The organism is Azospira sp. MPR-LB4, from assembly GCF_058809525.1.
In genome coordinates this window covers 42,712-69,508 of sequence record NZ_CM179521.1, presented here as the reverse complement: position 1 = coordinate 69,508, position 26,797 = coordinate 42,712, and the positions used below count along the sequence as shown (strand labels likewise).

Below are 26,797 nucleotides of genomic sequence, written 5' to 3'. Positions count from 1 at the left end.
CCCATGAATCCCCACGACTACTGCCAGCAGAAGGCAGCCGCCAGCGGCTCCTCCTTCACCATCAGCTTCACCCTCCTGCCCCGGGAGAAGAAGCAGGCCATGACCGCCCTCTACGCCTTCTGCCGGGAGGTGGACGACGTAGTGGACGAAGTCGAGGACCCCCAGGTGGCGGCCATCAAGCTGGCCTGGTGGCGTCAGGAGGTGGAGCGGCTCTACGACGGCACGCCCCAGCACCCGGTGGCCCAGGCCCTGGCCGAGGTGATCAAGACCATTCCCCTGGACAAGGAACTGCTGCTGGAAATCATCGACGGCATGGAAATGGACCTGACCCAGGCCCGCTACGCCGACTTCAAATCCCTGCAGCTCTACTGCTACCGGGTGGCCAGCGTGGTGGGCCTGCTCTCCGCCGAAATCTTCGGCATGACGCAAAGGGCCACGCGCAAGTACGCCCACGACCTGGGCATGGCCTTCCAGCTCACCAACATCATCCGCGACGTGGGCGAGGATGCCCGCCGCGGCCGCATCTACCTGCCCATGGACGAACTGCAGCGCTTCAACGTGCCGGCGGCGGACATCCTCAACAGCCGCCCGACGGAAGCCTTCGCCGCCCTCATGCAGTTCCAGATCGAACGGGCCCGCGGCTTCTACGAGCAGGCCTTCGCCGCACTGCCGGCGGCGGACCGCCGCCAGCAGAAGCCGGGGCTGGTGATGGCCGCCATCTACCGCAGCCTGCTGGAAGAAATCGCCGCCGAGCCCGAGCTGGTCCTCACCCACCGCATTTCCATTCCGCCCGGACGCAAGGCCTGGCTGGCTCTCAAGGCGTGGATCAAGGGCTGACGCCGTCCGGCACCGGGGCACCGGCCCGGGTCGCCATTGTCGGCGCCGGCTGGGCCGGCCTGGCCTGCGCCGTGGCCCTGGTCCGCCAGGGCATCCCCGTCAGCATCTTCGAATCGGCGCGCCAGCCGGGCGGTCGCGCCCGCCTGGTCCAGGTCGAAGGCCTGGCCCTGGACAACGGCCCCCACCTGCTCATCGGCGCCTACGGCGCCACCCTGGAACTGATGGACCAGATCGGCAGCACCGGGCACCTGCGCCGGGCGCCCCTGGCCCTGCTGACGCCGCCCCACTTCAGCCTGCGCCTGCCGCGCCTGCCCGCCCCCCTGCACCTGGCCTGGGGCCTGCTCACGGCCAAAGGCGCCGGCCTGGGCGAGAAGGTCGCCGCCGCCCGCTTCATGCAAGCCCTCCAGGCCGGCGATTACCGGCTGCCCGCCGACTGCAGCGTCAGTGAACTGCTGCAACGGTACCGCCAGGGCCCCCGGTTGACCCGTTTCCTGTGGGAGCCCCTGTGCCTGGCCGCCCTCAACACCCCGGCCGCCGCCGCCTCGGCCCAGGTCTTCGCCAACGTCCTGCGCGACAGCCTGGGTGGCCCGGGAGGCGCGACGGACATGCTTTTGCCGACCACCCACCTGGGGGGCCTCGTCCCTGAACCCGCTGCGGCCTGGCTGGCTGAAAAAGGCCAGCCGGTGCGCCTCTCCAGCCGGGTACGCCGCATTTCGGCCAGCGGCGCGGGTTGGCGACTGGAGTGGGAAAACGAAGGACAGACGGGCAGCGCCGAATTCAGCCAGGTGGTGCTGGCCACCGCCCCCCAGCACGGCGCCGCCCTGCTGCCGCCGGCACCGGCCCTGTACGCCCTGCGCCGGCAACTGGCCGCCTTCGCCTACGAGCCCATCGCCACGGTGTATCTGCAGTACGACGCAGACGTAACCCTGCCCTTCCCCCTGCTGGGCCTGGCCGGGCCCATCGGCCAATGGGTCTTCGACCGGGCCCCCCTCGACGGCCACCGGGGCCTGCTGGCCTGCGTCCTCAGCGCCCACGGTCCCTGGGAAGCGCTGGCCCCCGAGGCCCTGGCCCAGGCCCTGCACCGGGAGCTGGAAAGCGCCCTCGGCCGCCCCCTGGCGCCACCCCGCTGGCAGCGCACCATCCGGGAGGCCCGGGCCACCTTCGCCTGCCGGCCCGATATGGACCGCCCCGCCAACGCCACCCCCCTGCCCGGCCTGTGGCTGGCCGGCGACTACACCGCCGGCGACTATCCGGCCACCCTGGAAGGGGCCGTGCGCAGCGGCCATACGGCCGCCCGTCTGATCGCCGCCAACCTGGCTTAAGTGCCCCGCCTCAGGGCCGGCCGGGAAGCCGGGGCAAGTCGCCCCGCACCGCGCACAGGCGCTGCACCATGGCCGCTTTCGGCGCCTCCACCTCTCCCGCCTCGTAGGCAACCACCTGCAGCCCCTGCTGCCGGCAGACCTCCAGCAATTCCCCCGGCTGCAGCAGGAAATCCGGCCGGCTCGGCTTGCCGAAACGCTCGTTGCCCGCCATGAAGGTCTCGTAGAGCAGCACACCCCGGGGCGCCAGGGCTACCGTCAGCAGGGGCCACAGGGGCCGGTGCAGATAGTTGGTGACGACGATGCCGTCAAAGCGGCGTGCGGCCAGGGGCCAGGGAGCACCTTCCAGGTCCGCCGCCAGGGCTTCGATGCCCGGCAGCCCCGCCAGGGCGGCAATGGCTCCGGCTTCCCGATCCACGGCCGTCACCGCCAGGCCCCGGGCCGCCAGCCAGCGGGCATGGCGGCCGCTGCCGCAGGCCAGGTCCAGCACGCTGCCGCCGCCGGGCAGGAGGTGGGCAAAACGGGTGATCCAGGAGGATGGCGGCAGGACGGAAACAGGGGCGGACATGGGAGCTCCGAACGAAGGCTGGGCAAAAGCTGGGAGCAAGGGCTCCGGCCGAATATGGTGCAATGCAACATGGCGTACGGGTGAAACAGGGCACGGCCGAATCAACCCCGGCAAGCGGCCGGAAATCGGCCCGACAGGCAGACTATAGGTTTAATTGTCACTTTCCTGACCTGGATCAAACGGCAACCGGGGGCTGCGGTTTTCCCCATGAGACACCTTCTGACTTTTGTGCTAGATTTTTGCGTCGCACAATATCAAACTGGAACTCGAATCAGCACCGGCCAAGCCGGGCTGGTCCAAAGCTCGGGGACAAGTCATGCACGAAGAAGAACACTACCTTACCAGCCTGTTCGAACCCAAGTCCGTCGCCGTCATCGGTGCCTCGGACCGGGAAAACTCCGTCGGCAACATCATCTACCGCAACATCGTGGCCGCCGGCTACAAGGGCCGCCTCTACCCGATCAACCCCAAGCACGACACCGTGCAGGGCGTGCAGGCCTACAAGTCCATCGAGGAGATCGGCGCCCGCGTGGACCTGGCCGTGATCGCCACCCAGGCCCGCACCGTGCCGGCCATCATCGAGCAATGCGGCCGCAGCGGCGTCAAGAACGTGGTGGTCATCACCGCCGGCTTCGCCGAGGCCGGCCACTCCGGCGCCGCCCTCGAACGCAAGATGGTGGAAATCGCCCGCAGCTACGGCGTGCGCATCCTGGGCCCCAACTGTCTCGGCCTGATCCGCCCGGTGCAGGGCCTCAACGCCACCTTCGCCAACATCTCCGCCAACCCGGGCAACCTGGCCCTGGTCTCCCAGTCCGGCGCCCTGTGCACCGCCATTCTCGACTGGGCCAAGGTCAATGACGTGGGCTTCTCCTCCGTCATTTCCACCGGCGGCTCCGCCGACATCGATTTCGGCGAGATTCTCGACTACCTGGTTTACGACAACCGCACCCACTACATCCTCATGTACGTGGAAGGCATCCGCAACGCCCGCCGCTTCATGAGCGCCATGCGTTCGGCCGCCCGCATCAAGCCCATCCTGCTGCTCAAGGCCGGCCGTTACGAATCCGGTTCCGTCGCCGCCCAGGTGCACTCGGGCATGGCCCTGGGCTCCGACGCGGTGTTCGACGCCGCCCTGAAGCGGGCCGGTGTGGTGCGGGTGCGCAACATCGGACAGCTGTTCTACGCCGCCAAGGGCCTGGCCTCCAAGTTCCGCCCCGACGGCAACAAGCTGCTGATCATCACCAACGGCGGCGGCCCCGGCGCCATGGCCGCCGACCGGGCCGCCGAGCTGGGCATTCCCCTGGCCGACCTGTCCCAGTCCACCATCGCCTCCCTCAATGCGGTGCTGCCGCCCACCTGGTCCCACGCCAACCCCATCGACATCGTCGGCGATGCCACCCCGGAACGCTACCGGGACGCCATCCTGGCCGGCACCCAGGACCCGGAGGTGGACGGCATCCTGGTGATGCTGACGCCCCAGGCCATGACCCAGCCCGAGGAAGTGGCCAAGGCCGTGATCACCGCCAGCGAGACCTGTACCAAGCCCATCGTCGGCTGCTGGATGGGCGAACAGCAGACCTACCCGGCGCGCAAGATGCTGACCGAGGCTGGCATCCCCGCCTTCCGTATGCCGGAAACGGCGGTGGACCTGTTCTCCCACCTGTCCACCTACTATCGCAACCAGAAGCTGCTGCTGCAGACGCCGGAACCCATCTCCCGCCAGGCCAAGACCGCCACCGAAGGCGCCAAGATGCTGATCGAGGCGGTGCTGTCGGAACGGCGCAAGGTGCTCTCCGAAATGGAGTCCAAGTCCGTGCTGCGGGCCTTCAAGATTCCCGTGGCCCAGACCATGGTGGCCCGCACTCCCACCGAGGCCCTGCTGCTGGCCGAGCAGATCGGCTTCCCGGTGGTGATGAAGGTGGATTCCCCCGACCTGCCGCGCAAGTCCGAAGTGGGCGGCGTGCGCCTCAACATCATCTCCGCCGCTGCCGTGCGCAATGCTTACCACGACATTCTCGACACCGTGGGCCGCAACGCCCCCAGCGCCCGCATCAACGGCGTTTCCATCGAGCCTTTCGTGGCCCGTCCCAACGGCCGGGAACTGAAGGTGGGCGTGATCCGGGACCGGGTCTTCGGCCCCGTCATCACCTTCGGTGTCGGCGGTGCCGAGTGCGAGGTCTTCAACGACACCGCCGTGGCCCTGCCGCCCATGAACAGCTACCTGGTGGAAGACCTGATCCGCTCCACCCGGGCCGCCAAGATCCTGGGCGACTACCGCAACATGCCCGCCGCCAACATGGAAGCCCTGGAGGACGTGCTGCTGCGCATCTCCCAGATGGTGTGCGAACTGCCCTGGCTGCAGGAGCTGGACCTCAACCCCCTGATCGTCGATGAAAACGGCGCCATCGCCGCCGATGCCCGCATCGTCATCGACTTCGCCCCCTCATCCGGTGACCGCTATTCCCACATGGCCATCCACCCCTACCCGGCCCACCTGGTGGAGGACTGGGTCCTGCCCGACGGCCAGGTGGTGGTGATCCGCCCCATCCGTCCGGAAGATGCGGAAATGGAGAAGGAATTCGTCGCCCACCTGTCCGACGAATCCAAGTACTTCCGTTTCATGGACACCCTGCGGGAGCTGACCCAGTCCATGCTGGTGCGCTTCACCCAGATCGACTACGACCGGGAAATGGCCTTTGTCGCCGTCACCGAGGAGGACGGCAAGGAAGTCCAGGTGGGCGTCTCCCGCTTCGTCTCCAACCCGGACGGCGAGACGGTGGAATTCGCCCTGGCGGTGGCCGACGGCTGGCAGAAGCGCGGCGTCGGCCGCAAGCTGATGAGCGCCATCATCGAGTGCGCCCGGGCCAAGGGCTACCGGGCCGTGGTGGGCGACGTGCTGGCCCTCAACTCCAAGATGTTCAAGCTGATGACCAGCCTGGGCTTCACCATCCACCCCCACCCCGAAGATCCGGCCGTGAAGCGCGTCATCAAGCCCCTCACCGACTGATCCGCGCGGCGCCCCTCAAAAGGGGGCGGGGTCCGGGCCGGACCGCCACCAGGGACGGCCCCGGAAATCCCTGCCCTCGCCAACAAAGCAAAAGGGCCAGGCATCATGCCTGGCCCTTTTGCTTGGTATGGTTGCCGTAACCGGCTTACTTGCTGTTCACATCGTAGGGGTAGGACTTCTGGGCCACCTTGGCGGCCTTGAAGCCTTCCTGCTCTTCCTGGGGCAGTTCCTTGTCCCACCAGATGGCCCGGCCCTTGCGCTGGTCTTCCACCCACTCCGGGTTCTTAGCCAGCATTTCGCGCATGAATTTGGTGTGATCGGATTCGTACAGGGCCATGCCAGGGACTCCCAATGATTGGAGGGTTGAACGCAAGGCCCGGATTATAGCCCAACTCCCCGGAAATTCTGCTGCCGCCCCCGTGGGCCCGCCCCGCCTTGACACTGGCGATTTCATTACGTTAACGTCAACGTCAATAAACAATATAAAACGCGTTACGCGATCCGGGCAGGGGGGAGTCGGGCCGTCGTCGGCCGCTTCTCGATCTCAGGACCACCTGACCACACAGGCCGGTCCGTTCTCCCTGTTCTGTCGCGGGTTGTACCGGAGCAATCCGGCGTTGCCTTTTCACACTGAACGACAAAACAGAGGAGAACAAGTTGTCTGCTACTGAAGCCTTTCTCAAGGCCCGCGACTTCCTGCTGGCCCACCGCACCGACTACACCACCGCCTACAACGGCTTCCAGTGGCCCCAGCTGACCGAGTTCAACTGGGCCCTGGACCACTTCGACGTCATGGCCAAGGGTAACGACAAGCCCGCCCTGTGGATCGTCGAGGAAGACGGCACCGAGCACAAGATTTCCTTCGCCCAGATGTCCGCCCGTTCCAACCAGGTGGCCAACTGGCTCAAGGCCCAGGGCGTCAAGCGAGGCGACCGCATCCTGATGATGCTGGGCAATGAAGTGCCCCTGTGGGAAACCATGCTCGGCTGTATCAAGCTGGGCGCCGTGCTGATTCCCGCCACCACCCTGCTCACCCCCGAAGACCTGCGCGACCGCCTGGACCGGGGCCAGGTCAAGCACGTCATCATCGGCGCGGCCCACACCGACAAGTTCACCGACCTGGCCGGCGACTACACCCGCATCTGCGTCGGCGGCGAACCCGCCGGCTGGAAGGCCTTCAAGGACAGCCACACTGCTTCTGCCGAGTACACCCCGGATGCCGCCACCAAGGTTTCCGACCCCCTGCTGCTGTATTTCACCTCCGGCACCACCTCCAAGCCCAAGCTGGTGCTGCACACCCACCAGAGCTACCCGGTGGGCCACCTGTCCACCATGTACTGGATCGGCCTGCAGCCCGGCGACATCCACCTCAACATTTCCTCGCCGGGCTGGGCCAAGCATGCCTGGAGCTGCTTCTTCGCCCCCTGGAATGCCGGCGCCTGCATCTTCCTCTACAACTACAGCCGCTTCTCCGCCAAGTCCATGCTCAATGTGCTGGAGAAGTACCAGGTCACCACCATGTGCGCTCCCCCCACCGTGTGGCGCATGATGATCCAGGAAGACCTGGCCGCCTATAAGGGCCGCCTGAAGATCCGCGAACTGATCGGTGCCGGCGAACCCCTCAACCCGGAAATCATCGAGCAGCTGCAGAACGCCTGGAACATCACCATCCGCGACGGCTTCGGCCAGACCGAAACCACCGCCGAGATCGGCAACACCCCGGGCCAGCCTCTCAAGCCCGGTTCCATGGGCCGCCCCCTGCCGGGCTACCAGGTGGTGCTGGTGGATAGCGAAGGCAACGAGGCCGCCGAGGGCGAGATTTCCCTCAAGCTCAACCCGCGCCCCCTGGGCCTGATGGTGGGCTACTCCGGCGACGCCGAGAAGACCGCCGAAGTGATGCGCGACGGCGTCTATCACACCGGCGACGTGGCCACCAAGGACGAGGACGGCTACATCACCTACGTGGGCCGGGCGGACGATGTGTTCAAGGCCTCCGACTACCGCATCTCCCCCTTCGAGCTGGAATCCGTGCTGATCGAGCACCCGGCCGTGGCCGAGGCGGCGGTGGTGCCCTCCCCCGATCCGGTGCGCCTGGCCGTGCCCAAGGCCTACGTCATCCTGCGCAACGGCGAGAAGCCGTCCAAGGAACTGGCCAAGGACATCTTCGCCTTCCTGCGCGCCAACCTGGCTCCCTACAAGCGCATCCGCCGCCTGGAGTTCTCCGACCTGCCCAAGACCATCTCCGGCAAGATCCGGCGCGTCGAGCTGCGGGCCAACGAGGCCAAGCGCCGCAATGCCAACGAAAAGGGCGAGTGGGAATTCTTCGAGGAAGACTTCCCCGACCTGAAGGGCTGAGCCCCCCGGCTACGGCAAAAAAAACGGCGGACCCGCGGGTCCGCCGTTTTTCATTCAGGACTGTTCCGGTCTACTGGAACACGATGGGCTGGGCGGCACCGGCACAATAGTCGGCGAGAAAGTCGTCCACGGTTTCCGTGTCCGTCCCTTCGCCCACCACTTCCCGGATGGCCCGGTGGAACTGCTCCGCCCGCACGCCCTGAATGAACAGGGAGCGGTTCCCGGTCTTGTCTACCAACTCGAAACCGTACTGGGCCGGGTAGGCCAGAACCGAATACTCGTCGCTGCTGTAGAACGTGTCCATGATCGGGTCCTCTCGTGTTAAAACGAAGGGCGGCCATTCATCCTTTCCGCATCTTCATCTCCCACATGGGAGTGCCACCCGCCGTTTTCAAGAGTATGAACCTTCCCGGGGCGAAAAAGTGCCCCGCCCCGGTGTTTTCCCCAGGTCGGGGCGTTACACTGCCGGCTCATCCCGAGGAGCCGACCATGCCCTGCCGCTGCGCCTGGGTCAGCGATGACCCGCTCTACCAGCATTACCACGACACCGAGTGGGGCGTGCCCCTGCGGGACCCCGCCCGGCTCTTCGAATTCCTCCTGCTGGAAGGGGCCCAGGCCGGTCTCTCCTGGATCACCGTCCTGAAAAAGCGGGAAACCTACCGCCTCGCCTTCGACCAGTTCGATCCCCGGCGCATGGTGGCCTACGACGAGGCCAAGGTGGCCAGCCTGCTGGCGGACCCGGGCATCGTGCGCAACCGGCTCAAGGTGGCCGCCTTCATCCAGAACGCCCGGGCCTGGCTGCAGCTGTGCGAGGAAGAAGGCGATGCCGCCGCCTACCTGTGGCAGTTCGTCGGTGGCGCGCCGCGGCAGAACCGCTGGGCCAGCATCGCCGAGGCGCCGACCCGCACCGCCGAATCGGACGCCATGAGCAAGGCCCTGGCCAAGCGTGGTTTCAAGTTCGTCGGCTCCACCATCTGCTACGCCTTCATGCAGGCCACGGGCATGGTGAACGACCACACCACCGACTGTTTCCGCCACGCCGAAGTGGCGGCCACGACCTAGATCCGGCGGTCACGCCGCTGTCATGTGGGGGTGCTACAAAAGGAAGCCCCCCCACCCAGGAGACAGCCGCCATGTACGACCTGCAACCCGCCACCGCCGCCCTGCACCAGGGCTCCCTCAATGCCTTCTCCAGCATCGCCGGCCTGCTGCTCGATTCCGGCCACCGCACCCTGGACATCTGCAGCGCCGCCCGCCAGGACCTGCTCGAATCCCTGCAGGCGGACGATGGCGCCCTGCCCCGCCTGGACACCGGCAAGACCGGCGACACCCTGCACCGCCACTCCCTGGCCCTGACCCAGGAAGGCCTGGGCGCCCTGATGGCCCTGCAGGAAGAGGCCATCCGCTTCTTCGAAGGCCACAGCCACGGCCTCAGCGCCTTCGTCGCCCACAGCATCGAAAAGGCCGGCAAGGGCCTGCCGGCGGAAATCCTGCCGGCGGTGAACCTGTTCCAGCAGAGCGTCACCCAGCTGGACCACACCCTGGGTCACCTGGCCGCCAATGCCTCCCACACCGCCGCCCAGGCGGCCACCCAGATCGAGGCCGGCCTGGCCGAGGAAAGTGCCGCGAACGAAGACAACGGCAGCAAGCCCCGCAGCGCCGCCCGCCGCAAGGGCGCCTGAAACACCGCACCGGGCGCCGCCAGCAGCCGCGCCCGGTGCCCCGCTACAGGCCGCCGGGCGGAGCCGCCGCCGCCCGGCTACAATAGCGCCCCGCCCTTTCTCCCAGCGCTCCCCATGTCGGCATCCCAGAAACTCGGCAACACCACCTTCCACGGCCTCGACGCCGTCCGCCTCACCCTGCCCGACGGCAGCACCGCCGTCATCAGCGCCTTCGGCGCCCAGGCCCTGTCCTGGGTCCCCGCCGGCGGCGGCGAGCGCCTCTATCTCAGCCCCCAGGCCGACTTCGGCGGCAGCGTCCCCATCCGTGGCGGCGTGCCGGTGATCTTTCCCCAGTTCGCCGAGCGCGGCCCCCTGCCCAAGCACGGTTTCGCCCGCACCGCCACCTGGACCCTGGAAGAGTGGCGCGAACAGCCGGAAGCGGAAGAAGGCGGCTTCGCCTGCGCCGTCTACAGCCTCACGGCCGACGACGCCAGCCGGGCCCTGTGGCCCCATGACTTCCGCGCCGAGCTGACCGTGGCCCTGACCCGCGACCGCCTGGACATCGAACTGGAAGTGGAGAATCCGGGCAGCGAACCCCTGGAATTCACCGGCGGCCTGCACACCTATCTGCGCGTCAAGGAAGTGGAGAACGTCACCCTCACCGGCCTCCACGGCAGCCGCCGCCAGCTTCCCGGCAGCCAGGAGACCAAGGTCGAGACCGGCCCGGAACTGATGGTGGATGACGAGGTGGATCAGGTCTATCTGGACGTGCCCCGCCCCCTGCTGCTGAAGGACGGACGCCAGGCCCTGGCCATCGCCAGCGAGGGCTTTCCCGACGTGGTGGTGTGGAACCCCTGGGAACACCTCTGCGCCGGCCTCAAGGACATGCCGGCCAACGGTTTCCGCCACATGCTGTGCGTCGAGGCCGTGGCCGTGGGCAAGCCGGTGGTGGTGGCCCCCGGCGCCTCCTGGTGGGGCCGCCAGACCCTGGTGACCCTGGACGCCTGATCCCGAAAAACAGGCAGGTCGGAGAGGCAATATCCACGGGCCTCTCCACCTGCACTACCTCGAAATAGCCGTCCCTCCTGCCTTTCCGGCCAGGTCCCTGAACCGGACCTGGCCAGCCACCCGGCAGCCCGCACCTCCCGCCACCTCCCGCCACCTCCCGCCACCTCCCGCCACCTCCCGCCACCTCCCGCCACCTCCTGCTGCTCTCTGTGCTCTCTGTGGCCTGGATTTTCGGCCTTTTCAAACCTGGCGCTGACCCACCCCCAGGGCCGTCAGCACGGCGATGGACTGAAGGATAGCCACCCCCACCAGCACGCTGGCGAAATGGCCCGCATCGAGCATGGGCCCGAACAGCAGGGGCGACAGGGCCAGCCCCGTATCCAGCCCCGAATAGACGAAACCGTAGACCCGGCCGAAAGCCTGCTGGCCGAAACGGGCCGCCGCCGCCCGGCGCACCAGCAGGTCCCGGGAAGGGCCGGCCAGGCCGTTGCAAAAGCCGATGCAGGCCATCAGCAGCGGCACCAGGGCACCAGGCACGACGCCGCTGGCCAGCAACAGGGCCAGCAGGGCCGCCGTGGACAGGATCAGGGCGATACGCCGGTCGTGGGCCATGGCCTTGCCGGCGAGAAAGCCGCCCAGGGCCATGCCGCCGGCTCCGCCCAGGAGGAAGGCGGTGATGGCGCTGGCCGCCAGGCCCACGGTGAGGCCATAGACCTGCTGCAGCACCGGCGAGCCGAAATTCTGGAAGGCGCCGAAGGCGGTGGTGGTGAACAGGAAGAAGCCAAAGCACAGCCACACCGGGCCGCAGCCAAGGAAGGCGAAGGGGGAGCCGGGAGCCCCGTCGTGCCGGCTTGCCCCATGGGGCGGATCGGCCAGCAGATGGCGGAAGCAGACCAGCAGGCCGAGGGCCAGCAGGGCCACCGCGCCGGCGCCCAGGGCGGCGCCGCGCCAGCCGGCCAGGGCCGCGATGCCGGTGAGGAAGGCCGGCGCCGCCGCCCAGCCCAGGTTGCCGGAGAGGCCGTGGATGGAGAAGGCATGGCCCAGGCGGGCCGCGGAAACATGGCGGTTGAGCAGGGTGAAGTCCGCCGGATGGAACACCGCATTGCCCAGCCCCGCCAGGCCGGCAGCCAGAAACAGGCCGGCATAGCTGTGGGCCAGGGCCAAAGCCACGCCGGCGGCCGCCAAGCAGGAGACGCCGAAGAACAGCACCCGCCGCGCCCCCAGCCGGTCCACGGCGAAGCCGGCCAGGGCCTGGCCGATGCCGGAAACGACGAAGAAGAGGGTCATGTTGGCCCCCACCTGGGTGAAGCTAAGGCCGAACTCCTGCATCAGCCAGGGAAAGAGGGGCGCCAGCAGGAGATGGAAGAAATGGGAGACGCCGTGGGCAAAGCCCACCACGCTGATGGTGGCGTATTCGCGCCGGCGCTGCAGTCTGGCGGTCTCGCCTGCTTCAGCGCCGGCAGGGGCGGCAGTCGTGTCGGTGACGGCGGCAGCGAGCGCCACAGGTTCGGGGGATGCCACGGCGGCATTGCTATCGGTACCCATGGGCCCGGCTCCTGATGATGGAAAACAGGCTGGCATCCTAACCCTCCCGGCCCCTGGCAGAAATACGGCAGACGGACAATAATTGTCGCAATCCGGCCAGCCGTACCGCTGACCGTACCGGCCCGGGCCGGCGCTGGCCCGGCCCCAGCGCCAACCCGCTCCGCCCCGATTCCAGCCGGCAGATGCCGCCCCCAACCCGCTCTCTCCGGAAGACGCCCATGCCTGCCGCCCAACCGCGCCTGCCCTACGATCCCTGGCCCCGCCGGCCCCCCAGCGCCGCCGAGCCGGTCACAGTGAACCTGCGCAAGGCGCCGGCCGACGTGGAAATCCCCTGGCACAGCCACGACTGGGCCCAGCTGGCCTACCCCATCGCCGGCACCATCCGCCTGGCCACCGCCGACATGGCCTGGATCGTGCCGCCCCTGCGGGCCATCTGGATTCCGCCCCAGGTGGCCCACACCGTGGTCATGCTGGGCCAGGTGGAACTGCGCACCCTCTACGTGGATGCGGCGGCGGCCCCCTTGCCCCTGGATTCCTGCCGGGTGGTGGAAATCTCCGACGTCATGCGGGCCCTGAGCGAGGCCCTGGCCGCCAGCCCTGCCCCCGCCGAACCCCGGCGCGGCCTGATGACGGCCCTGCTGGTGGAGGAGATGCGCCAGGCCAAGCCCCTCTCCCTGGGCCTGCCCCTGCCCCGGGACCGGCGCCTGATGGCCCTCTGCCAGGCCCTGCTCGACCAGCCCGCGGCGGACCTCAGCCTGGAGGCCTGGGCCGCCCGGGTCGGCGCCAGCAGCCGCACCCTGGCCCGCCTCTTCCAGAAGGAGCTGGCCATGCCCTTCGGCGCCTGGCGCCAGCAGCTGCGCCTGTCCCGGGCCGCCGCCCTGGTGGCCCAGGGCCGCAGCCTGGGGGCGGTGGCGGCAGAACTAGGCTACGCCAGCCCCAGCGCCTTCTCTGCCATGTTCAAGCGGGCTTTCGGCCAGTCGCCGCGGCAGTTTTTCCGCCAGTAGCTGCGGCTCCTGTTACACACTGTATCAACCTGGATCAAATGCCTGGCCTAAACTTGTTGCATTGCAGCATTCAACAGGCGCAGAATCGACCTCATCCCGAAGCCGTATCGCCTGAGGAGCCAGCCATGAACGCCATTGAACGCCAACAACTGACCTCCCTCCTGCAGCGACTGAGTCATGTGCAGTCGCAGCAAACCGAGGTGGAAATCGAATCCGTCATCCGCGAGGCCTGCGCCGGCCAGCCCGAGGTGGCCCGCCTCCTGGCCCAGCAGGTCCTGGGCCTGGGCAACACCGCCCACGCCCCCTGCTTCCACTGCGCCCCGCCCGAAGGCAGCTACGCCTTCGAAGCCGCCGGCATCCCCCACCAGCACTGAGCCGGAGCCGCCCCCAGCGGCGGCTCTTCGCCCCTTCGCTTCCCTTCTCCCGGCGCTGCCCAGGGGCCGCGCCGGGCCTTAGGCCGGCACTTCCAGGCTGTCGCCGGTAAGGAAGAACTGCCCGCCCGCCACGTAATGCAGGGTGCGCAGTTCCTCCGCCGCGAACAGCCAGCGGCCGTCCCGGAAGGCCCGGTCGTCGGCCCAGGCCGCCACCACCTCGGCCAGGAACAGGTCGTAGGCCTGCTGGTTGTGCTGGTTGTGCTCTTCCGGCAGCACCCGGCATTCCAGCCAAGCGGCACAGCCCTCCACCAGGGGCGCCCCCACCTTTTCCGCCGGCGCCGTGGCCAGCCCCAGGCGGGCGAACTTGTCCCCGTCGCGGCCGCTGCAAGAACCCACGGCCACCACCGCCCCGGCCAGAGCCTTGCCGGGAATGCACAGCACGAATTCGCCGGAGCCTTCCACCAGGCCCCGGGTATGGGCGCCCTTGTCGATCACCACCGCCACCTTGGGCGGCGAAAAATCCAGGGGCATGGCCCAGGAGGCCGCCATGACGTTGCGACGCCCCTGGTGGGCGCTGCTAACCAGGGTCACGGGGCCGTGGTTGAGCAGCTTGTAGGCCTGGGACAGGGGAACGGCGACACGCATCTTTTTCTCTCCAAGCAGGATGGGCACGGGAGCCTCAGTGGCCGCCCCGGTATTTCAGTTCGCCGGCCTCGACGGCAAAGCCCAGCCAGTTCTCCGGCGGCGGCAGGGGGCAGGTGGCGAAGGGGGTGAAGGCGCAGGGCGGGTTGTAGGCCCGGTTGAAGTCCAGCAGCACCTTGCCGTCCTGAGGCGGCGGGCAGCGCAGGAAACGGCCGGCGCCGTAGGTCAGGCGGCCGCTGCCGGCATCGCGGAAAACGAAGAAGACGCCCTCCTCCCCCGTTTCCATGGGCAGCAGGGCCACCGTCTGCCCGGCGTGCTCGAACACCGCCCGGTGCCGCACCGTCACCGCCTTCAGTTCGCCGGTCACCGTCGGCACTTCCATGGTCACGGGCTCGGCCAGGGTTTCCCAGGCGGCCTCGATGGACCAGGCCGGCGCATAGGGCAGGCACTCCAGCCCGGCGAAGGGCCGCTTCGCCTGCCACTCCAGATCCCGCAGGCGCACCGCCAGACGGCCTTCCCGCTCGATGATGAAAAACTGGTAGGCGCCGCTGCGCACCGGCGTCGGCTCCCCCTGGGCGTCGGTCTGCAGGGCCTGGACCCCGCCGCCGGCGGGCTCCCAGGTGATGCTGGTGCCCTGCCAGCGCAACAAGCCCAGGCGCTCCGGACCGTCGGGCAGGCGCACCAGGCAGTCGGCGCCGGCACCCACGGCGTTGTCGCCGGGTTCCAGCCAGATGAGGCCGATCAGGCCGGGCCAGCCTTGCGGCGCATCCAGTTCGGCCAGGCGGCGCTGGCACCAGCGCTGGTGCCGGGCCGCCGGGGAAGCATCGGTGCGATCAGCAGTCATGGGGCAGGCTCCTCAAAGAAAAACGGCCCGATGCCGGGAAGCATCGGGCCCTTGGGCACAAGGTGGGTCAATCCTTCCGGCACACCGCGTAGCAGGCCATGATGCCCTGGGGGGCGCCGTAGTTCTGGGGATTGGTATCGCCGATACCTTCCTTGGCGGAGAGGTTGATATGGAAATCCCCCTCCACCCAGGTGAAGCCGCTGGATTCATGAATGCGGCGCAGGGCGGCGGGCGAATAGCGGAAGTTGTCTTCCGGACTGGGATGGTAGGGAAAGAGGAAGGGCGCCGAATTGATCAGGTAGCCGCCCTTCTTGACGATCTTGTAGAGGGCGTCGGAAACCTTGTAGGGATTCTCCACATGCTCGAACACCGACACCATGATCACGGTGTTGAAGGTGTCCGCATATTTTTCCGGCAGTTGCTCGATGTAGGGGTCCCCGTACTCCGGGTTGGCGATGACGTAGGCCGGATCGATGAAGGTCCAGGGACGCTCGATCCGCACATAGCGGTCGTTCTGCACCGGGTGGGGCACCTTGATGGACCACTTGTGGCCGTCCAGGTCCAGATCCAGGGCCAGGGCCTTGGCCATGGAGATATCGTAGTCGGCGATGCTGGGAGCGATCAGCCCCCCGGCATCCAGCAATGGGCCTTGCAGGCCGTAGCGTGCGTGAAGGGTGCGGATCAGGTCGATATCTTTTTTGAACATGGCGTCTCGCGGAAAGGATGGGGACATGAGCGGCTGACGGCCCCTATTCTAGCCTTGCCGCCCCGGCACCGGCATAGGCATAGGCAAGCCTAGAGGCGGAAGCGCCGGGCCAAATCGAAGGAGTTGCGTACCCCGATGTCGCCGCTGTGGGCCCGGAGCCAGTCTTCGGCGGCGGCGTAGCCCAGGTCGTGGAGCTTTAGCAGGAAGGGCCAGTCGGCCGCCACCTTGGTTTCGGAGCCGAACTGGTGCAGCAGGTCGGCCGCCTCGATGAGATGGAAATGGGTCTGCAGGATGCGTTTTTCCAGCCCCCCCGCCTCCAGGCCCAGGCGCTCGGAGAAGTCGATGACGTTGGCGAAGAGCAGCATTTCCCGCAGCACGCTGGTGTTGAAGGCCAGCTCCATGGCCCGGGCGCGGATTTCCTCCACCGTGGTCGGCACCTCGCCGTAGGTGGGCGGCGCCAGCAGCACCAGCAGGATTTCCGGGCTGTCGCATTCGTAGAACAGGGGGAACACCGCCGGGTTGGCAGAATAGCCGCCGTCCCAGTAGGGCTCGCCGTCGATCTCCACGGCGTGGTGGATCATGGGCAGGCAGGCCGAGGCCAGGGCCGCCTCCACGCTCAGCTCGGCGTTGCGGAACAGGCGCAGCTTGCCGGTGTTGGCGTTGGTGGCGGCGAGGAACAGGCGCACCGGGCTGTGCCGGCGCAGGCCCTCGAAATCCACCCGCTCCTTGAGTAGCTGGCGCAGGGGATTGAAGTTGAGGGGATTCAACTGGTAGGGCGAAAGGTACTGGGTCCAGTTGAGCATCATGCGGGTGGCCGGCATCAGGGCCAGGCCTTCGCCGCCCTGCACCGGCATGGAGAGATCCAGGGGCACGCTGTCGGCGATGGCCTGCCAGAACTCTTCCAGGGCCAGGCGGGCCCACTGGGGGCCGCCCTTCATCAGGCCGTCGGCCAGCACCAGGGCATTCATGGCGCCGGCGCTGGTGCCGCTGATGCCGTCGAAGCCGTAGCGCCCGTCCGCCAGCAGGCAGTCGAGCACACCCCAGCTGTAGGCGCCGTGGGCGCCGCCGCCCTGGAGCGCCAGATTGAGGGCCAAACCCGTGCTGCCTGCTGCCGTCTGCTGAACTGCCATGACTGCTCCTCGGATTGACTGATGGGTTCCCGGCTAGGATACTTCGCCCGGCGCCGCGGCGGCGCATCTTGCCGCTTTTTGACGGGCGCCCTCGGCGGGGCCGCAGCCTTGCCGACCTTTCCCGAATCGCTCTGCCAGGATTTCCCCATGCTGCAAAAGCTCTCCTCCTTCCCCGGCGTGCCCGGTCCCGTGGTCATCATCGTCATGGACGGCTACGGCCTGCCCAAGACCGACGTCGGCAGCGCCATCGCCGCCGCCAGGAAGCCCACCCTGGACAAGCTCTTCGCCACTTGCCCGAACATCCGCCTGAAGGCCCACGGCACCGCCGTCGGCATGCCGTCGGACGACGACATGGGCAATTCCGAAGTGGGCCACAACGCCATCGGCGCCGGCCAGGTGTACGCCCAGGGCGCCGCCCTGGTGGCGGGCGCCATCGCCGACGGCAGCATCTGGCAGGGCCAGGCCTGGCAGGAGATCGTCGCCGGGGCCAAGGCCGGTCGTGGTGTGCTGCACTTCATCGGCCTCTTCTCCGACGGCAACGTGCACAGCCACATCGACCACCTCAAGGCCATGGTGCTCCAGGCCAAGGCCGAAGGCGTCAAGACGGTGCGCATCCACGCCCTGCTGGACGGCCGCGACGTACCCGAGACCAGCGCCCTGGAATACGTGGAGCCCTTCGAGGCTTTCCTGGCGGAGATTTCCGACCCATCCTTCGACGCCCGCATCGCCTCCGGCGGCGGCCGCCAGGTCATCACCATGGACCGCTACGAGGCCAACTGGGCCCTGGTGGAAGCCGGCTGGAAGACCCACGTGCTGGGCCAGGGCGAGCAGTTCGCCAGCACTTCGGAAGCGGTCAAGGCCCTGCGCCAGCGCCATCCCGGCACCATCGACCAGGACCTGCCGCCTTTCGTCATCGGCGCCAATGGCCAGCCCGTCGGCACCATCGAGGACGGCGACGCCGTGGTCTTCTACAACTTCCGCGGCGACCGGGCCATCGAAATCACCCGGGCCTTCGAGGAAGCGGATTTCGACAAGTTCGACCGCATCCGCACGCCCAAGGTCACCTACGCCGGCATGCTGCAGTACGACGGCGACCTGCAGCTGCCCAAGCGCTTCCTGGTGGCCCCGCCGGCCATCAAGGACACCATGGGCGAGTGGTTCGCCAAGAGCGGCGTGACCCAGTTCGCCTGCTCCGAAACCCAGAAATTCGGCCATGTCACCTACTTCTGGAACGGCAACCGCTCCGGCAAGTTCGAGGGCGAGACCTACCAGGAAGTGCCCAGCGACGTGGTGCCCTTCGAGCAGCGGCCCTGGATGAAATCCGCCGAGATCGCCGACGCCATGATCGCCGCCCTGAAGAGCGGCCAGTACAAGACCCTGCGCTGCAACTTCGCCAACGGCGACATGGTGGGCCACACCGGCAACTTCCGCGCCGCCACCCTCTCCGTCGAGGCGGTGGACCTGGCCCTGGAGCGCATCCTGCCGGTGATCGATGCCATGGGCGGGGTGGCCCTGATCACCGCCGACCACGGCAACGCCGACGAGATGTTCGAGCTGGACAAGAAGACCAAGCAGCCCCAGCTCAATGCGGACGGCTCCTTCAAGGCCAAGACCGCCCACACCCTCAACCCGGTGCCGCTGATCCTTTACGACAACGTCAGCGGCGGCAAGCTGGCCCTGAAGCAGACGGAAAGCGCCGGTCTCTCCAACATCGCCGCCACCGTGGCCAACCTGCTGGGCTACGAAAAGCACGCCAAGTGGGACGAGAGCCTGCTGCAAATCCGCTGATCCCACGGCATCGGCGCAACAAGGAAACGGCGGCCCCAGGGCCGCCGTTTTGCATTGGCCCTTCTTGACGCAGCGGCTGGACGCCCCGTGGCACAGGGGTATGATGCTGGGCCATGGACAAGCTCGAAGTCTTCAACACCCTGGCAGCCGGGGTCGGCCACGGCGAACTCGCCTTTCCCACCAGCGCCCAGGTGGCCATCAAGGTGCGGCAGGCCCTGGACGATCCGGAGTGCCACATCGAAGCCGCCGCCCATCTGGTGCAGGCCGAGCCCCTGCTGGCGGCCCGGGTGGTGGCCATGGCCAACTCGGTCACCTACAACCGTGCCGGTAATCCCGTCACCGACGTGCGCACCGCCGTCGCCCGCCTGGGCTTTCGCACCGTGCGCGCCCTGGCCATGGCCCTCATCACCCGGCAGCTGTCCGGCAGCCCCAGCGATCCCGCCTTGCAGGCCATGGCCGCCCAATTGTGGCAACACACGGCCCATGTGGCCGCCCTGGCCCACGTCATCGCCCGCCGGGTGACCAAGGTGGATGGGGAAACGGCCATGTTCGCCGGCATCGTGCACGAGGTCGGCGGCTTCTACCTGCTGTCCCAGGCCAAGCGCCAGCCCGGCCTGCTGGACGGGGATTTCGACGCCTGGATGGAAGGCGGCGAAATGATCCTGGGCCGGGCCGTGCTGCAGGTGCTGGAAGTGCCGGCGCCGGTACTGGAAGCCATCGAAGCCTATTGGGACGGCTTCCTCGCCATCCCGCCCCACTCCCTTGGCGACACCCTGCTGCTGGCCGAGGAACTGTGCCCCGTGCCCTCGCCCCTGCACCGCTTCAACAGCCGCGGCGCAGCCCCGGGCAGTGCCGACATAGGCGGCAGCGGCAATCTGGACATGGTGCTGGGGGAGGAAACCCTGAGCGGCATCCTGGCCGAAGCGGCGGAAGAAGTGGGCTCCCTCACCGGCGCCCTGCAGTTCTGACGCCTTTCCAGCCGCCGGCAACATAGCGGCGGCACTCCATTCCCTGGAAGCCGCATGCGGCGGACTTCCCAGCCATGCCATGCCGGAGATCGCCTATCTGCGAGCCTCTCCGGCCACCCCACCCAACTGTTCATGAAAAAGCCGCCGACGGCCAGGCCGCGGCGGCTGCTTTGCTGCGGCGGCAACGCCGCCCCGCGAGACCCTCAGACCAGGGTCAGGGTGACATCGATATTGCCCCGGGTGGCGTTGGAATAGGGGCAAACCTGATGGGCCTTGGCCACCAGGTCCTCGGCCGCCGGCCGCTCCAGGCCCGGCAGGGCGATACGCAGTTCCACCTCGATGCCGAAACCGGCGGGGATGACGCCGATGCCCACCAGGCCCTCGATGCTGGCCTGGGCCGGGAAGGCAATCTTGTCCCGGGCGGCGACGAATTTCATGGCGCCCATGAAGCAGGCCGCATAGCCGGCGGCAAAAAGCTGCTCCGGATTGGTGCCGGCACCGCCGGCACCGCCCAGTTCCTTGGGCGTGCTCAGGGACACCTCCAGATGGCCGTCGGCGCCGACGGCACGGCCGTCACGGCCGCCGGTGACTTGGGCCTGGGCCCGGTACAGCACTTTTTCGATCGACATGGTCTTTCTCCTAGAAAAGTGGGAACTGCCTGCGACGACTTCGGAACGGTCCGGGCGCATCGCCGCCCATGAAAATCATTAATTATCGCTATTTAATCGCACGCTATATATTTGCCGGAAGAAAAGGGCCGCGAGGCCCTCTTGCAGCGGCGCTTCACGCCACGGCCAGCCTTCAGCCGTAGGCCTGCAGCCGCCGGCGCAGGTCGTCCAGTTCGCCCTTGAGCCGGCCCAGTTCGTCTGTGGAACAGGCGGCGGCGCAGAGCATGGCGGCGGGCACGGCCTCGGCCTGGCGACGCAGATCCCGCCCCGCCTGGCTCAGGCTCACCACCACCTGGCGCTCATCGCTGGCGGCCCGACTGCGGCTGAGCAGGCCCGCCGTCTCCAGGCGCTTCAAGAGGGGCGTCAGGGTGGCCGAATCCAGACCCAGGGGTTCGCCGATCTCGGACACGGTGAGGCCGTCCCGCTCCCACAGCACCAGCATCACCAGGTACTGGGGATAGGTCAGACCCAGGGGGCCCAGCACCTTGCGATAGACCTTCTGCATGGCCAGGGTGGTGGCATACAGGCTGAAGCAGAACTGGTTCTGCAGCAGCAGGGAGGCCGGGCTTGGCGGGGTGGCGTTGTTGGGCTTGTCATCCATGGCGCTCATATTAAATAGTGCGCTATTTAATTGCAAGCACTTTTTATTACCCTCCGGACGCCAGGCTCCCCAGCCAGGCCAGCACCGTCAGCACGGCCAGGGCGCCGCCCCGGGTGCACCAGGGCGGCCGCCAGGCCAGCAGGAACACCAGGCCGGTAGCGGCAGCGGAGAGCAGACCGATCCACAGCACCACGCCCTGGGCCGCGCCCCAGCCCGCAAGGCAGGGCGCCAGGGCCAGCAGGCAGCCGCTCCAGCCGGCCAGGCGCAGGACCCGGCCCCGTCCCGGCGTCAGGGGATGGTGGTAGCGCTGCCGGTAGTGGCGGGCCATGCCCAGGCACAGGCCCAGCATGCCCAGATAGGCCAGGCCGAGACTGGCGGCGGCGTGCAACCAGGAAATGTTCATGCTGCCTCCTTGGCCGCTGCAGCGGCAAAACGGCGGCTCACCCGCCATCCCAGATAGACCAGGGCCAGGCCGCCGACGAGGGCGGTCAGGTCCACTCCCAGGCGCATGGCATCCAGCAGCCCCGGGGCGCCGGCCACGTCGCACAGGGGAAGCAGGGCCCAGGCCAGGCCGGCGGCGTAGAGCTGCCCGCGCCAGGCCGCGCCGGGGGCACGCAGGCCGGCATGGACCAAGGTCAGGGCCCACACGGCGAAGAAGGCACCGATCTCCCAGGCCGCCCGCTCCGCCAGGTCCGCCGGCAGCAGCCGGTTGGCCCAGAGGAAGGCGGCGCTGGCCAGCATCACCCCGGCCACGGTGGCCACGTTGAGGCTTTCGATGGCGCCATAGACCCGGGCCGTGGCGGCCCCGAATTCATGGCCGGGACGCTTGCGCCGTTTGATGGTGAACAGCACCAGCCCCACCGCCATCATGGCGGTACCGGCCAGGCCGGAGAGGAAATACAGCCACTGGGCCGGATAGCCGCCGAAATGGACCAGGTGCAGCCCCACCTGGGTGCGGAAGGCGTAGGCCACCGGGTTCCACTCGGTCTGCCGCCCCAGTTCCCAGCCGCTCACCGCGGCGAAGGTGATGTGGTCGGCGACGGCGCCGAGGCGGTCGTCCAGATGGCGCATGAACTGCACCGTGGCTTCCCGGTCGCCGGGGGCACGGATGCCGATCCAGCCCACATGGCCGGCGCCCAGGACCGTCTCCGCCTCCTGCAGCAGGGGCGCCAGGGACGGCAGGGGCGCCGCCACGCCCGCCGGCCGGCGCTCGAAGCTGCGCACCACGTCGCCCCGGGGGCCGCCGGCCTTGCCGTCGTAGAAATGGTAGGTGGCGGCGGGCAGGTAGCTGTCCACCAGGATCACCACGCCGGTATAGGTGATGAGCAGCAGAAAGGGCAGGCCGAGGACGCCGAGGACATTGTGGGCGTCCAGCCAGCTGCGCTGGGCCGAGGACTGGGGGCGGAAGGTGAAGAAGTCCTGGAATATCTTCTTGTGCACCACGATGCCGTTGATCAGGGCCGCCAGCATCACCAGCCCCACCAGGCAGACGATGGCCCGCCCCACCTTGCCCGCATCCAGTTCGGCGTGGAAGTGGGTGAAGAAATGGCCCCCTTCCGTGGCCCGCACCGGCAGCACCTCGCCGCTTACCGGATGCAGGACTTCCTCCCGGGTCTGCTCCCGGTTGCCCCAGACGATGCCCACCGCCGGCTGGCGGGACGAGGGCATCTGTACGCGCCAGATGGGCGCCCCCTCCCCCACCTGACGCAGGCGCGCCTCGGCCACCGCCAGGGCCCGGGCCGGCTCGGCCGGGGCATGGCGGATTTCCGGGCGCATCCAGTGGCTGATCTCCGGCTCGAACACGGCCAGGGTGCCGGTAAAGAAAATGGGCACCAGCAGCCAGCCGAAGAGGAGACCGCTCCAGGTGTGCAGCCAGGACATGGACTGGGTGAACGTGGGGGCCTTCATGCCAACACCTTTCCCAGGTAGCCGAGGCCGGCCAGCAGGGCCGCCAGGGCCAGCAGCCAGCCCCAGGCCCGGGCGGCGCTGGAGGCGGCAAAGGCCCACAGCAGGGCCAGCAGCAGGGGGACGGGCAGGATCTGGCCCATGAGGAACCACAGGCTGACCCGGGCCAGGGGCAGCCACACCCCCAGGGCGAAGACCAGGGCCCAGGCGGCCGCGTAGCCCCCCAGGCCGGCCGCCAGGACGCGGCTCAGGACCTGGGTCCAGGATTGGTAGATACGCATGGCAATGCATCCGAAAAGGGGCCAGGGGCCCCGGTTGGCGAAGGAAAGGGCGAACACGGCAATGGGCGGCCTCAGGGCGCCATGGCCTCGGGATCGCCGAGGAAGGCCAGGGCCCGGGTCAGGGAGGGCAGGATCACCGAGCCGTGGTTCTCCCCGGCCAGCACCTCGTAGCGCACCGGCCCGGCCAGGCGGGCGCCGCCGGCCAGCCACAGGCCCATCTCCCGGGCGTCGGTGACCATGGGCCGGCTGGCCAGGAGGCGGGCCCGGGGCGAATCCGGGTTGTCGCTGGGCGGATCGTCCTCCCGGGCGCCGACGGTGATCAGCACCTGGGCCTGGCGGCGGGCGCCGGCGGCCAGCTGCTCCCGCTCCAGGCGCAGGTAGCGGTCGCCGTACCAGACCGAGGGACTGGCGGCGACGTAGGTGTGGAAGGCCTGGGGCCGGGTGAACAGCACGTGCAGGGCGAACAGGCCGCCGTAGGAATGGCCGAACAGGCCCTGGCGCGCCGGATCCACCGGGAACTCGGCGGCGATGAGGGGCTTCAGCTCCTCCTCGATGAAGGCCAGGAAGCGGTCGGCGCCGCCCTGACGCTCGCCGCCCCGCTCGGATTTGGGCCGGCCGGGCGGCAGCGGCGGCGTGTAGTCGTCGGCCCGGGCCGTCACCGCCTCGTCGGCGGAACCCGGATAGCCGATGGCCACCACCAGGGTGGGCGGCACGCCGGTAACGGCGGCACGCTCGGCCATGCGCCGGGCCACCACCGACAGGGTGGGAAAGGCCGTATTGCCGTCCAGGGCGTAGAGCACCGGGAAGCCGGCGGCAGGGGCGGCCCCGGCCGGCTTGGCGACGAAAATCCGGTAGGTACGGCCGGTATGGCGGGACGTCACGTCCCGCTGCAGGGACTGGGGCAGTTCCACCGGACGCCAGGCGGTCTCGTCGCGAGCCAGGGCCGGGCTGCCGCCCAGGGGCAGCAGAGGCGCCAGCAGCAGGCCCAGGAGAAGGCCGCGGCCCAGGCGCAGGGACAACAAGCTCATAGATTGCATGGATGCCTCGAAAAAAAGAGCCCCCGGCCATTGCCACGGCCCGGGGGCGGGAGGAACGGACTCAGAAGTCCACCGAGGCCGACAGGCTGACGCTGCGTGGCGCGCCGATGGTGGCCATGGAATAGCTGTCGGAGAAGCTGCCGGAGAAGTAGTTCTTGTCGAAGACGTTGTTCACGTTGGCGCGGAACACCACCTTCTGCTCGGCCACCCGGGTCGTGTAGCGGGCGCCCAGGTCCAGGATGGTCCAGGCCGGCAGCTGGTGGGTGTTGGCTGCGTTCAGGTAGAACTTGCCGTTGTAGGTCAGGCGGCCGGTCAGGGTCAGGCCGTTCACCCAGGGCGTATCCCATTCGGAGCCCAGGGTGGCCTGCCACTCGGGTACGCCGATGGCGGTGTTGCCGTCATAGGTGCCGTTCTGGGTGCGGGTCAGCTCCGCCTTGGTATAGGTGGCTCCGCCCAGCAGGCGCACATTGCGGCTCACCTCGCCGAAGGTGTTCCACTCGATGCCGCGGTGGCGGCGTTCCTGGCCGTCGGTGTAGGCATTGCCCACCTTCATCATGCCCGGCTTGGTCAGCTCGAAGAGGGAGACGGTGTTGGCAAACTTGCCCGCTTCCCACTTCACCCCCACTTCCTTCTGCTCGGTCTTGTAGGGGGCGAAGGTATGGCCGTAGTTGGTGGCGGTGACGTCGGTGACCGTGTCCCCCTTACTCAGGCCTTCAATGTAGTTGCCGTAGAGGGACACCGGTGCCGCCCAGGGCTTCACCACCAGGCCGACGGAGGGCGTCACGGCGCTCTTGTCGTAGCTGGAGGTCTGCACCCCGGTGGTGCCGTTGAAGTTGCGGGTGCGCACCCGCTGGTCCCGCAGGCCCAGGGTCAGCAGCACCTTCTCGTCGAGAAAGGAGAGGGTGTCGGCAATGGCCAGGCTGGTCAGGGTGGTTTCGCCGGTCTTGCGCGCGCTGCCGGGCAAGGTGCCGACGTTGGCCGCCGCCGGGTTGTAGATGTTGGAGGCGAAGCTGGTGCCGGACTTGGTCAGGGAGCCGCTTTCCTGCAGCAGGCCGGAGGTGCTCACCACCACGTCGTGGCCCACGTCGCCGGTCTTGAAGCGGCCCTTGAGGCCGATCTCGGAGGCGACGGAATCGCTGAAGCCGTACTGGCCGGTGAGCACCCCGGTGAAATTGCCGTTGGCCTGGATGTTGCGGGCGTGGGTGCCGTTGATGAAGCCCCAGTAGTCGTAATGCTGGGTGCCCAGGGAGCCGTAGACGGAAAGCTTGTCGTTGATCTCGTAGTCGGCCCGCAGCATCAGGCCCATGTTCTCCAGGGTGCCGTAGGCGCCGGGGAACAGGTTCTGCTTGGCATCGGGCGCGCTGAGGGGGGACGGCAGGGAATCGGCGAACCAGTAGGCGGAGGCCGGCGTGCCGCCCTTCATTTCCTCCTTGCTGTAGTAGAAGTCGCCGGACAACACCAGGGCCTCGCCCCGGTAATCGGCGCCGACGGAGAGGAAATCACGCTTCTTTTGCTGGCCGTCGGTGGTGGTGTCCCCTTCCCGGTGGGCTGCATTGACCCGCAGGCCGATCTGCTTGGCGGGGCCGAAGCGGCGGCCCAGGTCCAGATGGGTGCCGATCTGGGAATCGGAGGTGTAGTCCACGGTCACCCGGGTCAGGGGATCGTCCGCCGCCCGCTTGGTCACCAGGTTCACCACGCCGCCCACACCGCCGCCGGGAGGCATGCCGGTGAACATGGCGCCGGGGCCCTTCAGCACTTCCACCCGCTCCAGGAACTCCACCGGCACGTGGCCCTGGGGCGTCATGCCGAAGAGGCCGTTCACCGACAGGTCGCCGGCGAAAACGTCGAAGCCGCGCAGGCGGAAGTTCTCGTAGAGGTGGCCGGCGGAAACGGTGTAACGGGCGGAGGGCTCGTTGGCCAGCACGTCGGCCACGGTGCGGGCCTGCTGGTTTTCCACCACGTCGGCGGTATAGGCGGTGATGTTGAAGGGCGTGTCCATCACGTCCCGGTTGCCCAGCATGCCCAGGCGGGCGCCCCGGGCCACCTGGCCACCGGCGTAGGGGGTCGGCAGGGAAAGGTAGTCGCCGCTGGCGGTGACCTTCACTTCCGGCAGGGCGGCTTCGCTGCGGGCAGGCAGGCGGCGCAGGGTGTAGGTGCCGTCGCTGCCGGGCACGGCTTCCAGGCCGCTGCCGGCGAGGAGTTTGACCAGGGCCGCATCGGGGGCAAACCAGCCGTCCAGGGCCGGGGCGGTCTTGCCAGCCACCAGGCTGGCATCCACCCCCAGCAGCAGGCCGGTCTTGGCCGCCAGCTGGGACAGGGCCTGGCCCAGGGGCTGGGCCGGCTGTTGCAGGTGGATGCCGGCCTTGCCGGCGGCCGGATCGGCCCACAGGGGCCCGGCACAGCAGAGGGCGAGGGCCAGGGCGGTGAGACGGAAGGCGGGCCGGGCCTGTCGGCGGCCGGGGCGCTGGGCTGGTTGGGACATGCAGACTCCTGAAAAGACGGTCGAAAAAAGTGGCTTTCACTTTCCATGACCGGCGAGAAACGGAATC

26 protein-coding genes are annotated in these 26,797 nt (G+C 68.3%); 11 read left to right on the top strand and 15 right to left on the bottom strand.

Annotated features, from left to right (window positions below):
• Positions 1-3: 3 nt before the first annotated feature.
• Positions 4-837, top strand: coding sequence for a presqualene diphosphate synthase HpnD (hpnD, locus tag AC3QLZ_RS00320; RefSeq protein ID WP_014237252.1), 834 nt, complete (start codon positions 4-6; stop codon positions 835-837).
• Positions 822-2,159, top strand: a complete 1,338-nt coding sequence (gene hpnE, locus AC3QLZ_RS00315; RefSeq protein ID WP_014237251.1) for a hydroxysqualene dehydroxylase HpnE — start codon at positions 822-824, stop codon at positions 2,157-2,159. The genes hpnD and hpnE overlap by 16 nt, the downstream gene beginning before the upstream one ends.
• 10 nt (positions 2,160-2,169) lie before the next feature.
• Here hpnE and AC3QLZ_RS00310 read toward each other — a convergent pair whose 3' ends face one another.
• The gene (locus tag AC3QLZ_RS00310) at positions 2,170-2,724 is read right to left on the bottom strand and encodes a class I SAM-dependent methyltransferase (RefSeq protein ID WP_014237250.1); all 555 of its coding nucleotides are present in this window, start codon (positions 2,722-2,724) and stop codon (positions 2,170-2,172) included.
• Between the two features lie 316 nt (positions 2,725-3,040).
• Between AC3QLZ_RS00310 and AC3QLZ_RS00305 the strand changes: the two genes are divergently transcribed.
• Positions 3,041-5,731: a bifunctional acetate--CoA ligase family protein/GNAT family N-acetyltransferase gene (locus tag AC3QLZ_RS00305; protein WP_014237249.1), complete on the top strand. Its 2,691-nt coding sequence runs from the start codon at positions 3,041-3,043 to the stop codon at positions 5,729-5,731.
• A gap of 145 nt (positions 5,732-5,876) precedes the next feature.
• Here AC3QLZ_RS00305 and AC3QLZ_RS00300 read toward each other — a convergent pair whose 3' ends face one another.
• Complete coding sequence (locus tag AC3QLZ_RS00300) at positions 5,877-6,068, bottom strand: DUF3460 family protein (RefSeq protein WP_014237248.1); 192 nt, start codon at positions 6,066-6,068, stop codon at positions 5,877-5,879.
• 320 nt (positions 6,069-6,388) lie between these two features.
• Between AC3QLZ_RS00300 and AC3QLZ_RS00295 the strand changes: the two genes are divergently transcribed.
• Positions 6,389-8,086: an AMP-binding protein gene (locus AC3QLZ_RS00295; RefSeq protein ID WP_014237247.1), complete on the top strand. Its 1,698-nt coding sequence runs from the start codon at positions 6,389-6,391 to the stop codon at positions 8,084-8,086.
• 70 nt (positions 8,087-8,156) lie between these two features.
• Here AC3QLZ_RS00295 and AC3QLZ_RS00290 read toward each other — a convergent pair whose 3' ends face one another.
• Positions 8,157-8,390, bottom strand: coding sequence for a DUF3567 family protein (locus tag AC3QLZ_RS00290; RefSeq protein WP_014237246.1), 234 nt, complete (start codon positions 8,388-8,390; stop codon positions 8,157-8,159).
• A gap of 185 nt (positions 8,391-8,575) precedes the next feature.
• On the opposite strand from AC3QLZ_RS00290, the gene AC3QLZ_RS00285 reads away from it, so the two are divergent.
• The 3 genes from AC3QLZ_RS00285 (at position 8,576) to AC3QLZ_RS00275 (ending at position 10,755) form a co-directional block, all read left to right on the top strand.
• Positions 8,576-9,148, top strand: a complete 573-nt coding sequence (locus AC3QLZ_RS00285; RefSeq protein WP_014237245.1) for a DNA-3-methyladenine glycosylase I — start codon at positions 8,576-8,578, stop codon at positions 9,146-9,148.
• Between the two features lie 71 nt (positions 9,149-9,219).
• On the top strand, positions 9,220-9,768 hold the full coding sequence (locus AC3QLZ_RS00280) for a hypothetical protein (RefSeq protein ID WP_014237244.1): 549 nt from the start codon (positions 9,220-9,222) through the stop codon (positions 9,766-9,768).
• Positions 9,769-9,882: 114 nt separating this feature from the next.
• Positions 9,883-10,755 (top strand): D-hexose-6-phosphate mutarotase, encoded by an 873-nt coding sequence (locus AC3QLZ_RS00275; RefSeq protein WP_014237243.1) that lies wholly within the window; start codon positions 9,883-9,885, stop codon positions 10,753-10,755.
• Positions 10,756-10,995: 240 nt separating this feature from the next.
• On the opposite strand, the gene AC3QLZ_RS00270 is transcribed toward AC3QLZ_RS00275, so the two are convergent.
• Positions 10,996-12,300, bottom strand: coding sequence for an MFS transporter (locus tag AC3QLZ_RS00270; protein ID WP_014237242.1), 1,305 nt, complete (start codon positions 12,298-12,300; stop codon positions 10,996-10,998).
• Between the two features lie 218 nt (positions 12,301-12,518).
• On the opposite strand from AC3QLZ_RS00270, the gene AC3QLZ_RS00265 reads away from it, so the two are divergent.
• Positions 12,519-13,304: an AraC family transcriptional regulator gene (locus tag AC3QLZ_RS00265; protein WP_014237241.1), complete on the top strand. Its 786-nt coding sequence runs from the start codon at positions 12,519-12,521 to the stop codon at positions 13,302-13,304.
• 125 nt (positions 13,305-13,429) lie between these two features.
• Complete coding sequence (locus AC3QLZ_RS00260) at positions 13,430-13,678, top strand: DUF2076 domain-containing protein (protein ID WP_014237240.1); 249 nt, start codon at positions 13,430-13,432, stop codon at positions 13,676-13,678.
• Positions 13,679-13,756: 78 nt separating this feature from the next.
• Here AC3QLZ_RS00260 and AC3QLZ_RS00255 read toward each other — a convergent pair whose 3' ends face one another.
• From AC3QLZ_RS00255 to AC3QLZ_RS00240, 4 genes are all read right to left on the bottom strand, one after another.
• Entirely contained in the window at positions 13,757-14,323 is a 567-nt protein-coding gene (locus AC3QLZ_RS00255) for a flavin reductase family protein (protein WP_014237239.1), read from the bottom strand.
• A 34-nt stretch (positions 14,324-14,357) separates the two neighbouring features.
• Positions 14,358-15,164, bottom strand: a complete 807-nt coding sequence (locus AC3QLZ_RS00250) for a DUF1684 domain-containing protein (protein ID WP_014237238.1) — start codon at positions 15,162-15,164, stop codon at positions 14,358-14,360.
• Between the two features lie 67 nt (positions 15,165-15,231).
• Positions 15,232-15,870 carry a methyltransferase domain-containing protein gene (locus AC3QLZ_RS00245; RefSeq protein WP_014237237.1) on the bottom strand — a complete coding sequence of 213 codons (639 nt, stop codon included), beginning with the start codon at positions 15,868-15,870 and terminating at the stop codon, positions 15,232-15,234.
• Positions 15,871-15,959: 89 nt separating this feature from the next.
• Positions 15,960-17,000, bottom strand: a complete 1,041-nt coding sequence (locus AC3QLZ_RS00240) for a patatin-like phospholipase family protein (RefSeq protein WP_014237236.1) — start codon at positions 16,998-17,000, stop codon at positions 15,960-15,962.
• Positions 17,001-17,147: 147 nt separating this feature from the next.
• Between AC3QLZ_RS00240 and gpmI the strand changes: the two genes are divergently transcribed.
• Positions 17,148-18,788 carry a 2,3-bisphosphoglycerate-independent phosphoglycerate mutase gene (gene gpmI, locus AC3QLZ_RS00235; RefSeq protein ID WP_014237235.1) on the top strand — a complete coding sequence of 547 codons (1,641 nt, stop codon included), beginning with the start codon at positions 17,148-17,150 and terminating at the stop codon, positions 18,786-18,788.
• Between the two features lie 113 nt (positions 18,789-18,901).
• Positions 18,902-19,756, top strand: a complete 855-nt coding sequence (locus AC3QLZ_RS00230) for an HDOD domain-containing protein (RefSeq protein WP_014237234.1) — start codon at positions 18,902-18,904, stop codon at positions 19,754-19,756.
• Positions 19,757-19,959: 203 nt separating this feature from the next.
• On the opposite strand, the gene AC3QLZ_RS00225 is transcribed toward AC3QLZ_RS00230, so the two are convergent.
• The 7 genes from AC3QLZ_RS00225 to AC3QLZ_RS00195 all read right to left on the bottom strand — a co-directional run bounded on the left by AC3QLZ_RS00225 (position 19,960) and on the right by AC3QLZ_RS00195 (position 26,730).
• Complete coding sequence (locus AC3QLZ_RS00225) at positions 19,960-20,385, bottom strand: organic hydroperoxide resistance protein (protein WP_014237233.1); 426 nt, start codon at positions 20,383-20,385, stop codon at positions 19,960-19,962.
• Positions 20,386-20,557: 172 nt separating this feature from the next.
• A complete protein-coding gene (locus AC3QLZ_RS00220) occupies positions 20,558-21,034 on the bottom strand; it encodes a MarR family winged helix-turn-helix transcriptional regulator (protein WP_014237232.1) in 477 nt (158 codons plus the stop codon).
• A gap of 37 nt (positions 21,035-21,071) precedes the next feature.
• Positions 21,072-21,428 (bottom strand): DUF3325 domain-containing protein, encoded by a 357-nt coding sequence (locus AC3QLZ_RS00215; RefSeq protein WP_014237231.1) that lies wholly within the window; start codon positions 21,426-21,428, stop codon positions 21,072-21,074.
• On the bottom strand, positions 21,425-22,933 hold the full coding sequence (locus AC3QLZ_RS00210) for a PepSY-associated TM helix domain-containing protein (protein ID WP_014237230.1): 1,509 nt from the start codon (positions 22,931-22,933) through the stop codon (positions 21,425-21,427). Before AC3QLZ_RS00210 ends, AC3QLZ_RS00215 begins: the two co-directional genes overlap by 4 nt.
• Positions 22,930-23,211, bottom strand: coding sequence for a hypothetical protein (locus tag AC3QLZ_RS00205; RefSeq protein WP_014237229.1), 282 nt, complete (start codon positions 23,209-23,211; stop codon positions 22,930-22,932). The genes AC3QLZ_RS00210 and AC3QLZ_RS00205 overlap by 4 nt, the downstream gene beginning before the upstream one ends.
• Before the next feature lie 71 nt (positions 23,212-23,282).
• Positions 23,283-24,248: an alpha/beta hydrolase gene (locus tag AC3QLZ_RS00200; RefSeq protein ID WP_014237228.1), complete on the bottom strand. Its 966-nt coding sequence runs from the start codon at positions 24,246-24,248 to the stop codon at positions 23,283-23,285.
• Positions 24,249-24,309: 61 nt separating this feature from the next.
• Positions 24,310-26,730 carry a TonB-dependent receptor gene (locus AC3QLZ_RS00195; RefSeq protein ID WP_014237227.1) on the bottom strand — a complete coding sequence of 807 codons (2,421 nt, stop codon included), beginning with the start codon at positions 26,728-26,730 and terminating at the stop codon, positions 24,310-24,312.
• Positions 26,731-26,797 lie beyond the last annotated feature (67 nt).

What these genes read in the sequence shown, in the direction of transcription:
- AC3QLZ_RS00215 (WP_014237231.1), bottom strand. Translation starts at nt 21,428, where the DNA reads ATGAACATTTCCTGGTTGCACGCCGCCGCCAGTCTCGGCCTGGCCTAT.
- AC3QLZ_RS00290 (WP_014237246.1), bottom strand. Translation starts at nt 8,390, where the DNA reads ATGGACACGTTCTACAGCAGCGACGAGTATTCGGTTCTGGCCTACCCG.
- AC3QLZ_RS00230 (WP_014237234.1), top strand. Translation starts at nt 18,902, where the DNA reads ATGGACAAGCTCGAAGTCTTCAACACCCTGGCAGCCGGGGTCGGCCAC.
- AC3QLZ_RS00255 (WP_014237239.1), bottom strand. Translation starts at nt 14,323, where the DNA reads ATGCGTGTCGCCGTTCCCCTGTCCCAGGCCTACAAGCTGCTCAACCAC.
- AC3QLZ_RS00300 (WP_014237248.1), bottom strand. Translation starts at nt 6,068, where the DNA reads ATGGCCCTGTACGAATCCGATCACACCAAATTCATGCGCGAAATGCTG.
- AC3QLZ_RS00260 (WP_014237240.1), top strand. Translation starts at nt 13,430, where the DNA reads ATGAACGCCATTGAACGCCAACAACTGACCTCCCTCCTGCAGCGACTG.
- AC3QLZ_RS00270 (WP_014237242.1), bottom strand. Translation starts at nt 12,300, where the DNA reads ATGGGTACCGATAGCAATGCCGCCGTGGCATCCCCCGAACCTGTGGCG.
- AC3QLZ_RS00195 (WP_014237227.1), bottom strand. Translation starts at nt 26,730, where the DNA reads ATGTCCCAACCAGCCCAGCGCCCCGGCCGCCGACAGGCCCGGCCCGCC.
- AC3QLZ_RS00225 (WP_014237233.1), bottom strand. Translation starts at nt 20,385, where the DNA reads ATGTCGATCGAAAAAGTGCTGTACCGGGCCCAGGCCCAAGTCACCGGC.
- AC3QLZ_RS00285 (WP_014237245.1), top strand. Translation starts at nt 8,576, where the DNA reads ATGCCCTGCCGCTGCGCCTGGGTCAGCGATGACCCGCTCTACCAGCAT.
- AC3QLZ_RS00240 (WP_014237236.1), bottom strand. Translation starts at nt 17,000, where the DNA reads ATGGCAGTTCAGCAGACGGCAGCAGGCAGCACGGGTTTGGCCCTCAAT.
- AC3QLZ_RS00205 (WP_014237229.1), bottom strand. Translation starts at nt 23,211, where the DNA reads ATGCGTATCTACCAATCCTGGACCCAGGTCCTGAGCCGCGTCCTGGCG.
- AC3QLZ_RS00245 (WP_014237237.1), bottom strand. Translation starts at nt 15,870, where the DNA reads ATGTTCAAAAAAGATATCGACCTGATCCGCACCCTTCACGCACGCTAC.
- AC3QLZ_RS00200 (WP_014237228.1), bottom strand. Translation starts at nt 24,248, where the DNA reads ATGCAATCTATGAGCTTGTTGTCCCTGCGCCTGGGCCGCGGCCTTCTC.
- gpmI (WP_014237235.1), top strand. Translation starts at nt 17,148, where the DNA reads ATGCTGCAAAAGCTCTCCTCCTTCCCCGGCGTGCCCGGTCCCGTGGTC.
- AC3QLZ_RS00265 (WP_014237241.1), top strand. Translation starts at nt 12,519, where the DNA reads ATGCCTGCCGCCCAACCGCGCCTGCCCTACGATCCCTGGCCCCGCCGG.
- AC3QLZ_RS00210 (WP_014237230.1), bottom strand. Translation starts at nt 22,933, where the DNA reads ATGAAGGCCCCCACGTTCACCCAGTCCATGTCCTGGCTGCACACCTGG.
- AC3QLZ_RS00220 (WP_014237232.1), bottom strand. Translation starts at nt 21,034, where the DNA reads ATGAGCGCCATGGATGACAAGCCCAACAACGCCACCCCGCCAAGCCCG.
- AC3QLZ_RS00305 (WP_014237249.1), top strand. Translation starts at nt 3,041, where the DNA reads ATGCACGAAGAAGAACACTACCTTACCAGCCTGTTCGAACCCAAGTCC.
- AC3QLZ_RS00310 (WP_014237250.1), bottom strand. Translation starts at nt 2,724, where the DNA reads ATGTCCGCCCCTGTTTCCGTCCTGCCGCCATCCTCCTGGATCACCCGT.
- AC3QLZ_RS00280 (WP_014237244.1), top strand. Translation starts at nt 9,220, where the DNA reads ATGTACGACCTGCAACCCGCCACCGCCGCCCTGCACCAGGGCTCCCTC.
- hpnD (WP_014237252.1), top strand. Translation starts at nt 4, where the DNA reads ATGAATCCCCACGACTACTGCCAGCAGAAGGCAGCCGCCAGCGGCTCC.
- AC3QLZ_RS00275 (WP_014237243.1), top strand. Translation starts at nt 9,883, where the DNA reads ATGTCGGCATCCCAGAAACTCGGCAACACCACCTTCCACGGCCTCGAC.
- AC3QLZ_RS00250 (WP_014237238.1), bottom strand. Translation starts at nt 15,164, where the DNA reads ATGACTGCTGATCGCACCGATGCTTCCCCGGCGGCCCGGCACCAGCGC.